General features: G+C 58.1%; 8 protein-coding genes. All 8 read left to right on the top strand.

Annotated features, from left to right (window positions below):
- A complete protein-coding gene (pbpC, locus tag V6942_RS15350) occupies positions 1-2,319 on the top strand; it encodes a peptidoglycan glycosyltransferase PbpC (RefSeq protein WP_333501451.1) in 2,319 nt (772 codons plus the stop codon).
- Positions 2,320-2,585: 266 nt separating this feature from the next.
- On the top strand, positions 2,586-3,017 hold the full coding sequence (gene ndk / locus V6942_RS15345) for a nucleoside-diphosphate kinase (RefSeq protein WP_106924097.1): 432 nt from the start codon (positions 2,586-2,588) through the stop codon (positions 3,015-3,017).
- A 167-nt stretch (positions 3,018-3,184) separates the two neighbouring features.
- Entirely contained in the window at positions 3,185-4,351 is a 1,167-nt protein-coding gene (locus V6942_RS15340; protein ID WP_106924098.1) for a bifunctional tRNA (adenosine(37)-C2)-methyltransferase TrmG/ribosomal RNA large subunit methyltransferase RlmN, read from the top strand.
- 277 nt (positions 4,352-4,628) lie between these two features.
- Positions 4,629-5,648 carry a cytoskeleton protein RodZ gene (rodZ, locus tag V6942_RS15335; protein ID WP_182930193.1) on the top strand — a complete coding sequence of 340 codons (1,020 nt, stop codon included), beginning with the start codon at positions 4,629-4,631 and terminating at the stop codon, positions 5,646-5,648.
- A gap of 26 nt (positions 5,649-5,674) precedes the next feature.
- On the top strand, positions 5,675-6,793 hold the full coding sequence (ispG, locus tag V6942_RS15330; RefSeq protein WP_106924100.1) for a flavodoxin-dependent (E)-4-hydroxy-3-methylbut-2-enyl-diphosphate synthase: 1,119 nt from the start codon (positions 5,675-5,677) through the stop codon (positions 6,791-6,793).
- Between the two features lie 92 nt (positions 6,794-6,885).
- Complete coding sequence (hisS, locus tag V6942_RS15325; protein WP_106924101.1) at positions 6,886-8,160, top strand: histidine--tRNA ligase; 1,275 nt, start codon at positions 6,886-6,888, stop codon at positions 8,158-8,160.
- Positions 8,161-8,193: 33 nt separating this feature from the next.
- Positions 8,194-8,811, top strand: coding sequence for a YfgM family protein (locus tag V6942_RS15320; protein WP_106924102.1), 618 nt, complete (start codon positions 8,194-8,196; stop codon positions 8,809-8,811).
- A 10-nt stretch (positions 8,812-8,821) separates the two neighbouring features.
- Positions 8,822-10,000, top strand: coding sequence for an outer membrane protein assembly factor BamB (gene bamB, locus V6942_RS15315; protein ID WP_106924103.1), 1,179 nt, complete (start codon positions 8,822-8,824; stop codon positions 9,998-10,000).
- Positions 10,001-10,130: the final 130 nt, after the last annotated feature.

The raw sequence follows: 10,130 nt of genomic DNA, 5'->3' as shown, positions 1-10,130 counted from the left end.
ATGCGGGTCGCCTGGCTTAAACGCCCCGTCTGGCGCTGGCTGGCCGGGGCGGTGGTCCTCTTTTGCGGCGCGGTGGTGCTGGCCGATAAGCGCTGGCCGCTGCCGCTGCATGAAGTGACGCCCGCCCGCGTGGTGGTCGCCGAGGACGGCAGCCCGCTGTGGCGTTTTGCCGATGCCGAAGGGATCTGGCGCTACCCGGTGACCGTGGAAGAGGTGTCGCCACGCTACCTGGATGCCTTGATCCAATATGAAGACCGCTGGTTCTGGGACCATCCCGGCGTAAACCCGTTTTCCATTGTCCGCGCGGCCTGGCAGGATCTCTCCGCCGGGCGCGTAGTGTCGGGCGGCAGCACGCTGACGATGCAGGTGGCGCGGCTGCTGGACCCGCATCCGCGTACGTTTGGCGGTAAGTTTCGCCAGCTGTGGCGCGCCTTCCAACTGGAATGGCATCTTTCCAAACGGGATATTCTGACGCTTTATCTCAACCGGGCTCCGTTCGGCGGCACGCTTCAGGGCGTCGGTGCTGCCAGTTGGGCCTATCTCGGAAAACCGCCTGCGCAATTAAGCTACGCCGACGCTGCGCTGCTGGCTGTACTGCCGCAGGCGCCCAGCCGACTGCGTCCGGACCGCTGGCCTCATCGGGCGCAGGCCGCGCGTAATAAAGTCCTTGACCGAATGCTGACTCAGGGCGTCTGGCCTGACGCTGCGGTAAAGGAGGCGAAAGAAGAGCCGGTATGGCTGTTCCCGCGCCAGATGCCGCAGCTGGCACCGCTGTTTGCGCGCGCCATGCTGGCGCGGAGCCGTGAGGAAAAAATTGTGACCACCTTGGATGCCGGGCTGCAGCGGCAGCTGGAAGATCTGGCGATGAACTGGAAATCGCGTCTGGCACCGCGCAGCTCGCTGGCGATGGTGGTGGTCGATAACCGCGATATGAAGGTGCGCGGCTGGGTTGGTTCTGCGGATATTACCGATGATAGCCGCTTTGGTCATGTCGATATGGTGACCGCAGTGCGTTCGCCGGGGTCGGTGCTGAAGCCATTTTTATACGGTATGGCGCTCGACAGCGCGCTGATTCATCCGGCATCGCTGCTACAGGATGTGCCGCGTCGGGTGGGAGACTACCGACCGGGTAACTTTGACAGCGGATTCCACGGCCCGGTGAGCATGAGCGAAGCGCTGGTGCGCTCGCTGAATCTTCCTGCCGTGCAGGTGCTGGACGCTTACGGGCCGAAGCAGTTCGCCGCCCGGCTGCGCAATGCCGGGCTACCGCTGATTCTGCCGACCGGTGCGGAGCCGAATTTATCGCTCATTCTCGGCGGCGCTGGCGCGCGGCTGGCTGATATCACCGCCGCCTATAGTGCCTTCGCGCGACACGGAAGGGTGGGCAAACTGCGGATGCTGGCCAGCGACCCGCTGGTCGAACGGCCGCTGCTGTCGCCGGGCGCGGCGTGGATTATCCGCCGCATTCTGGCCAACGAGGCGCAGCCGTTGCCGGATGCCTCGCTGCCGCAGGGGGTGCCGCTGGCGTGGAAAACCGGCACCAGCTACGGCTATCGCGACGCATGGGCGATTGGCGTTAATGCCCGTTACAGCATCGGCATCTGGACCGGTAGGCCGGACGGTACGCCGGTGGCCGGGCAGTTTGGTTTCGCCAGCGCCATTCCGCTGTTGAACCAAGTCAACAATCTGTTGGCCTCACGCGCTGCGCGCCAGCAGGAGGCGCGCGATCCGCGTCCGGCGTCGGTTGGCGTGGCGGAAATCTGCTGGCCAGCCGGGCAGCCGCTGCCAGCGGGGGACACCAACTGCCGCCGCAGGCTGTCGACCTGGATGCTGGATAATAGCCTGCCGCCGACGTTACAGCTGCCTGAGCAGGAAGGGATGCAGGGCATTCGTTTCCCGATGTGGCTTGATGGCGAAGGCAAACGGGTGGCAGCAGACTGCCCGGGGGCCCGTGAAACGATCCTCGACGTCTGGCCGCTGCCGCTGGAGCCGTGGCTGCCCGTCGGAGAGCGCCGTGCCGCGCGGCTGCCGCTGGTGTCGACGCGTTGCCCGCCTCGTCAAGTGCAGAACATGGCCCCGCTGATGCTGTCCGGTATTCGTGAAGATGCCGTGATCCGACGTTTGCCCGGTGAGTCGAATGCAAGAGTCGTGCTGCACGCGAGCGGTGGAGAAGGGAGGCGCTGGTGGTTCCTCAACGGTGAACCGCAGGCCAGCGCTGGCGATAGTCTGACATTGACGCTGGCAGATCCGGCGGCTTATCAACTGGTGGTGATGGATGAATCAGGACAGACGTCGGTGGTGAATTTTACGCTGCAGTGAGTGACGTTGCCGGTTGGTGCTGCGCTTACCCGGCCTACAATATGGCATCGACCCGTAAGCCCGATAAGCGTAGCGCCATCGGGCAGTAGCAGCGCACAATAACCAAACCGGGTTTGTTACAAAGTGTGTTGCTTAAAAGTATTTTATTTTAAAAAAATGTTACCTTCATCCATAGGCAACGACGCATCCGGTCATTATAATCCGCGCCAGGTAATACAGCTGCTGTATGCACGACAACAAAATAAATTTTATTATTAGAGGTAATCATGGCTATTGAACGTACTTTTTCCATCATCAAGCCAAACGCGGTGGCAAAAAACGTTATTGGCAGCATCTTCTCTCGCTTTGAATCAGCAGGGTTTAAGATTGTTGGCACCAAAATGCTGCACCTGACCGTTGAGCAGGCGCGCGGCTTCTACGCTGAGCACGACGGCCGTCCGTTCTTCGACGGTCTGGTTGAGTTCATGACCTCTGGCCCGATCGTGGTTTCCGTACTGGAAGGCGAAAACGCCGTTCAGCGTCACCGCGATCTGCTGGGTGCCACCAACCCGGCAAACGCGCTGGCAGGTACCCTGCGCGCTGACTACGCGGACAGCTTCACCGAGAACGGCACCCACGGTTCCGATTCCGTTGAATCCGCCGCGCGCGAAATCGCCTTCTTCTTCGGCGAAGGCGAAGTGTGCCCGCGCACCCGTTAAGGGATCGTTTACACTTTATTTCGTGAATGCCGCGTGCAGACGTGGCATCCATGCGCCAGAATTTGTACAATGCAGCGCCCCCGGACGAGCAGAACGCTTTCCTGGGGCGCTTCTTTTTATTAACCCTCCAGGGGCCATAACGTGTAACAACGAGGCCGGAATAGAAAATGTCTGAACAAATTGTCACGCCTGAGAGCGCCATCCCGGCGGTTCCCAACAAAGATGGAAAAATTAACCTGCTGGATCTTAACCGTCAGCAGATGCGCGAGTTTTTTAAAAACTTAGGCGAAAAACCCTTCCGCGCCGATCAGGTGATGAAGTGGATGTACCACTACTGCTGCGACGACTTTGATGAGATGACCGACATCAACAAAGTCCTGCGCGGTAAGCTGAAAGAAGTGGCTGAAATTCGCGCTCCGGAAGTGGTAGAAGAGCAGCGTTCTTCTGACGGCACCATCAAATGGGCGATTGCCGTTGGCGATCAGCGCGTTGAAACCGTGTATATCCCGGAAGACGATCGCGCGACCCTGTGCGTCTCTTCACAGGTCGGCTGCGCATTAGAGTGTAAATTCTGCTCTACGGCCCAGCAGGGCTTCAACCGCAACCTGCGCGTATCTGAAATTATCGGCCAGGTGTGGCGCGCGGCGAAAATCGTCGGTGCGGTCAAAGCAACCGGCGTGCGTCCGATCACCAACGTGGTGATGATGGGGATGGGCGAACCGCTGCTGAACCTGACTAACGTGGTTCCCGCGATGGAAATCATGCTCGATGACTTCGGTTTCGGCCTGTCCAAACGTCGCGTAACGCTGTCCACATCAGGCGTGGTTCCGGCGCTCGATAAGCTGGGCGATATGATTGACGTCGCGCTAGCGATTTCCCTGCACGCACCGAACGACACCATCCGTGACGAAATTGTACCGATCAACAAAAAGTACAACATCGCGACGTTCCTGGAGTCCGTTCGTGGCTACATTTCGAAGTCCAACGCCAACCAGGGCCGCGTGACCATCGAATACGTGATGCTGGACCATATTAACGATGGCACCGAGCACGCCCATGAGCTGGCTGAACTGCTGAAAGATACGCCGTGCAAAATCAACCTGATTCCGTGGAACCCGTTCCCGGGCGCACCGTACGGCCGCAGCTCCAACAGCCGCATTGACCGCTTCAGTAAAGTACTGATGAGCTATGGCTTTACCACCATCGTGCGTAAGACCCGCGGTGATGACATTGATGCCGCCTGTGGTCAGCTTGCCGGTGATGTGATTGACCGCACCAAGCGTACAATGCGTAAGCGTATGCAGGGTGAAACCATTGAGGTCAAAGCGCTCTGATAGCGCGCCGCGTGCGCCAGAAATGGCGCACGCACAGCCAAGTGCTTAAGGATTAGGCGAAACGTACTGATCTGGTTAATAATTACGGTGCGTTTCATCAAGTATTGAGGCAGTATGTAGCGTTGCAATCACAGCGTGAATACGGCTTTTGACGCTGTTTTGGAGTAGGGCATAACGGGCGGCCCGTCCGTCCGTTCGGTAACACGACCGGATGTTTCGCGGTGCGAGAAGGCTTCGCATCAGAACCTTAAATTTCACGAATCAGCAGTTGTAGCGAATGAATACTGAAACCAACCACGATCAACAAGAAGCACAAACTACGGGTGTCCGTTTGCGTAATGCCCGTGAACAACTCGGACTCAGCCAGCAAGCCGTTGCAGAACGCTTGTGCCTGAAGGTTTCCACCGTTCGTGATATTGAAGAAGATAAGGCTCCTGCTGAACTCGCTTCAACATTCTTGCGTGGTTATATCCGTTCCTACGCTCGTCTGGTCCATATTCCAGAAGAAGAACTGCTGCCGATGATGGAAAAGCAGGCGCCGGTGCGCGCTGCCAAGGTCGCGCCGATGCAGAGCTTCTCTTTGGGCAAGCGTCGCAAAAAACGCGACGGCTGGCTGATGAGCTTTACCTGGCTGGTGCTGTTTGTGGTGGTGGGTTTAACCGTCGCCTGGTGGTGGCAAAACCACAAAGCGCAGCAGGAAGAGATCACCACGATGGCCGATCAGTCTTCCGTTGAGCTGAAGGCGAGCGGCAGCGATTCACAAAATATTCCGCTGAATACGGGAGCCGATGCGGCTCCGTCTACGGCTACGACCGATACTGCCGCCGTGCAGGGCTCCAGCGCTGCGGCGCCAGCCGATACCGCCGCTCAGGCTCCAGCCGATACGGCAACAGCCGCCGCGCAGAACAACGCCGTTGTGTCACCGTCTCAGGCGAATGTTGATACCACTGCAGCACAAACTACCCCTGCACCGCAGGCTGCCGCGCCGGGCGCGCTGCCAACCGATCCGGCACAAACTGCCGCGCCGGTGGCTGACGCTAACGCGCTGGTCATGAACTTCTCCGCCGACTGCTGGCTGGAAGTGACCGATGCGACCGGTAAAAAACTGTTCAGCGGCCTGCAGCGTAAAGGTGGTAACCTGAACCTCACCGGCCAGGCGCCTTATAAGCTGAAAATTGGCGCACCGGCTGCGGTACAAATTGAATACCAGGGTAAACCGGTCGATCTGAGCCGCTTTATCAGAACTAACCAGGTTGCGCGCCTGACCGTGAGTGCTGAACAATCACCGGCACAATAACAGACGCGTAATGCGGGAGATTTTTCATGCACAACCAGGCTCCTATTCAACGTAGAAAATCCACACGCATTTACGTTGGGAACGTGCCGATCGGCGATGGGGCCCCTATCGCCGTCCAGTCGATGACCAACACGCGCACGACGGATGTCGAAGCGACGGTCAATCAAATCAGAGCGTTAGAACGCGTTGGCGCGGACATCGTTCGCGTTTCCGTGCCAACGATGGACGCCGCCGAGGCGTTCAAACTTATCAAACAGCAGGTCAACGTCCCGCTGGTCGCCGATATCCACTTTGACTACCGTATTGCGCTGAAGGTTGCGGAATACGGCGTCGACTGCCTGCGCATTAACCCGGGCAATATCGGCAACGAAGAGCGCATTCGCATGGTGGTTGACTGCGCGCGTGACAAAAACATCCCGATCCGCATCGGTGTTAACGCCGGTTCGCTGGAAAAAGATCTGCAGGAAAAATACGGTGAGCCGACGCCGCAGGCGCTGCTGGAATCGGCGATGCGTCATGTCGATCATCTGGATCGACTGAACTTCGATCAGTTCAAGGTCAGCGTGAAAGCGTCGGACGTTTTCCTTGCCGTCGAATCGTATCGCCTGCTGGCGAAACAGATCGATCAGCCGCTGCACCTCGGGATCACCGAAGCGGGCGGCGCGCGCAGCGGCGCGGTCAAGTCCGCAATCGGCCTTGGTCTGCTGTTGTCCGAAGGCATTGGTGACACGCTGCGCGTATCGCTGGCGGCGGACCCGGTCGAAGAAATTAAAGTCGGTTTCGACATTCTCAAATCGCTGCGCATTCGCGCGCGCGGGATTAACTTCATCGCCTGCCCGACCTGCTCTCGTCAGGAATTTGACGTGATCGGTACGGTCAACGCGCTGGAGCAGCGGCTGGAAGACATCATCACCCCGATGGACGTTTCGATCATCGGCTGCGTGGTGAATGGCCCTGGCGAAGCGCTGGTGTCGACGCTGGGCGTGACGGGCGGCAACAAAAAGAGCGGCCTGTATGAAGACGGCGTGCGTAAAGACCGTCTGGACAACGACGATATGATTAGCCAGCTTGAAGCCAGAATCCGCGCGAAAGCCGCGGTGCTTGACGAGACGCGCCGTATCGACGTTCAGCAGGTTGAAAAATAACGAGATGGGAAGCGGCTTGCTTCCCGTGTATGATTGAACCTCTCGTGCGCTGACCGCGCGAGGGTTCATTTTTATATATAAAGAGAATTAACGTGGCAAAAAACATTCAAGCCATTCGCGGCATGAACGATTATCTGCCTGGCGAAACCGCCATCTGGCAGCGCATTGAAGGCACACTCAAGCAGGTGCTCGGCAGCTACGGTTACAGCGAAATCCGTTTGCCGATTGTAGAGCAGACCCCGTTATTCAAGCGCGCTATCGGTGAAGTCACCGACGTGGTTGAAAAAGAGATGTATACCTTTGAAGACCGCAACGGCGATAGCCTGACGCTGCGTCCGGAAGGTACTGCGGGCTGCGTACGCGCCGGCATCGAACATGGTCTTCTGTACAATCAGGAGCAGCGTCTGTGGTACATCGGCCCGATGTTCCGCCACGAGCGTCCGCAGAAAGGCCGCTACCGCCAGTTCCATCAGCTGGGTGTCGAAGTGTTTGGCCTGCAGGGCCCGGACATTGACGCGGAGCTGATTATGCTGACCGCGCGCTGGTGGCGTGCGCTCGGTATGGCCGAGCACGTTAATCTGGAGCTGAACTCCATCGGTTCACTGGAAGCGCGCGCTAACTACCGCGACGCGCTGGTGGCGTTCCTCGAGCAACACGTCGACGTGCTGGATGAAGACTGCAAACGTCGTATGTACAGCAACCCGCTGCGCGTGCTGGATTCAAAAAATCAGGACGTGCAGGCGTTGCTGAATAACGCGCCGAAACTGGGTGACTACCTGGACGATGAGTCCCGTGAGCACTTTGCTGGCCTGTGCGCGCAGCTGGATGCCGCCGGTATCGCCTACACCGTTAACCAGCGTCTGGTTCGCGGTCTGGATTACTACAACCGCACCGTTTTCGAGTGGGTAACGAACAGCCTGGGTTCGCAGGGTACCGTTTGTGCCGGCGGCCGCTACGATGGCCTGGTCGAGCAACTAGGCGGTCGCGCAACCCCTGCCGTGGGCTTTGCCATGGGCCTGGAACGTCTTGTTTTACTCGTTCAGGCAGTTAATCCGGAATTTAAAGCCGATCCTGTTGTCGATATATACCTGGTAGCCTCAGGCACCGATACTCAGTCAGCCGCAATGCGTCTGGCCGAGCAGGTGCGTGATGCATTACCTGGCGTGAAGCTGATGACTAACCACGGCGGCGGCAACTTTAAAAAGCAGTTTGCCCGCGCAGATAAATGGGGTGCCCGTATTGCCCTGGTTCTGGGTGAGTCTGAGGTTGAGCAAGCCACTGTTGTCGTGAAGGATTTGCGTTCTGGTGAGCAGACAACCGTAACGCAGGAAGGCGTTGCCGCGCATTTGCGCACTATTCTGGGTTAATCTCCAGGACATCATTATCAGGAGAAGGGCTGCGTGGAAATTAATAACGAAAACGATCAGGTTGAGGCGCTGAAAAGCTTCTTTGCCGAAAATGGCAAAGCGCTGGCCGTTGGGGTAATTTTGGGGATCGGTGCGCTGGTTGGCTGGCGTTACTGGAATTCCCATCAGGTAGACACGGCCAGGGACGCGTCCATGGCCTATGAAAATGCCGTTTCTTCTCTTAGTTCGGGGAAACCGGAAGCGCTGGCCGCAGCGGAGAAATTTGCCGCTGGGGCGAAAAACACCTACGGGTCGTTTGCTTCCCTGGAGCTGGCGCAGGTCTTCGTTGATAAAAACGATCTGGCACAGGCAGAAAAACAGCTGCAGCAAGGGCTGGCCGCCGCATCTGATGATAATCTGAAGTCCGTTATCAACCTGCGCCTGGCGCGCGTTCAGCTGCAAATGAAGCAGCCTGACGCAGCGCTGAAAACGCTGGAAGGCGTGAAAGGTGAAGGCTGGACGGCAATTGTTGCTGATTTACGTGGGGAAATCCTGCTCAGTAAAGGTGACAAGCAGGGCGCGCGTGCGGCGTGGGAAGCAGGCGCTAAAAGCGATGCATCACCGGCGCTCAGCGAAATGATGCGCATGAAAATTAATAATTTGTCCGTCTGAGAGGGACCCGATGCAATTGCGTAAACTACTTTTGCCTGGACTGCTTTCTGTCACTCTGTTGAGTGGTTGTTCACTGTTTAGCGGCGAAGAAGACGTTGTTAAAATGTCTCCGCTGCCGACCGTAGAAAACCAGTTTACTCCGTCTACTGCCTGGGACGTTTCGGTGGGTAGCGGGATTGGCGATTTCTACTCCAACCTGCATCCGGCCTATGCGGATAGCGTGGTCTATGCCGCTGACCGTAAGGGCATCGTGAAAGCGATGAACGCGGATGATGGCAAAGAAGTATGGTCCGTCAATCTGGCGGAAAAAGACGGCTGGTTCTCTCGTAAACCGGCGCTGCTCTCCGGTGGCCTGACCGTTTCCGGCGGCCACGTTTATGTCGGCAGCGAAAAAGCGCAGGTTTATGCGCTGGATGCGGGCGACGGTTCTATCGTCTGGCAGACCGCCGCGGCGGGCGAAGTGCTTTCTCGTCCAACCGTGAGCGATGGTCTGGTGCTGATCCATACCAGCAACGGCCAGCTGCAGGCGCTGGATGAAAACAGCGGCGTCGTGAAGTGGACGGTAAACCTGGATATGCCAGCGCTGTCTCTGCGCGGTGAATCTGCACCGGCTGCAGCTTACGGCGCGGCGATTGTTGGCGGTGATAACGGTCGCGTGAGCGCGGTCCTGATGCAGCAAGGTCAGCTGATCTGGCAGCAGCGTATTTCTCAGGCCACCGGCTCCACGGAAATTGACCGTCTGAGCGACGTGGACACCACGCCGGTCATCGTCAATGGCGTGGTTTATGCCTTAGCCTACAATGGTAACCTGACGGCGCTGGATCTGCGCAGCGGTCAGATCATGTGGAAACGCGAGCTGGGCTCGGTGAATGATTTCATCGTCGACGGCAACCGTATCTACATCGTCGATCAGAACGATCGTATTCTGGCGCTGACCACCGACGGCGGCGTGACGCTGTGGACGCAGAGCGATCTGCTGCACCGTTTACTGACCTCGCCGGCGCTGTATAACGGCAGCCTGGTGGTGGGCGATGCCGAAGGCTACATGCACTGGGTTAACCCGGAAGACGGGCGCTTCCAGGCGCAGCAGAAGGTTGACAGCTCAGGCTTCCTGACGGATCCGGTTGCAGCCGACGGTAAACTGCTGATTCAGGCAAAAGACGGCACGGTGTACGCCATTACGCGTTAATCCGGCTGTGTTGATTCAGCGATGGACGGCTCCTGTATGCTCAGGGGCCGTTTGCTATTTTTATTAGTACTGATTTCTTGCCCGATGGCGCTTCGCTTATCGGGCCTACACAGACAGAGTAGGCCGGGTA

The sequence above is a fragment of the Kluyvera genomosp. 2 genome, from assembly GCF_036759865.1.
Classification (GTDB): domain Bacteria; phylum Pseudomonadota; class Gammaproteobacteria; order Enterobacterales; family Enterobacteriaceae; genus Kluyvera; species Kluyvera ascorbata_B.
This window is presented reverse-complemented; position numbering and strand designations above follow the sequence as displayed.

What these genes read in the sequence shown, in the direction of transcription:
- ndk (WP_106924097.1), top strand. Translation starts at nt 2,586, where the DNA reads ATGGCTATTGAACGTACTTTTTCCATCATCAAGCCAAACGCGGTGGCA.
- V6942_RS15340 (WP_106924098.1), top strand. Translation starts at nt 3,185, where the DNA reads ATGTCTGAACAAATTGTCACGCCTGAGAGCGCCATCCCGGCGGTTCCC.
- ispG (WP_106924100.1), top strand. Translation starts at nt 5,675, where the DNA reads ATGCACAACCAGGCTCCTATTCAACGTAGAAAATCCACACGCATTTAC.
- pbpC (WP_333501451.1), top strand. Translation starts at nt 1, where the DNA reads ATGCGGGTCGCCTGGCTTAAACGCCCCGTCTGGCGCTGGCTGGCCGGG.
- bamB (WP_106924103.1), top strand. Translation starts at nt 8,822, where the DNA reads ATGCAATTGCGTAAACTACTTTTGCCTGGACTGCTTTCTGTCACTCTG.
- rodZ (WP_182930193.1), top strand. Translation starts at nt 4,629, where the DNA reads ATGAATACTGAAACCAACCACGATCAACAAGAAGCACAAACTACGGGT.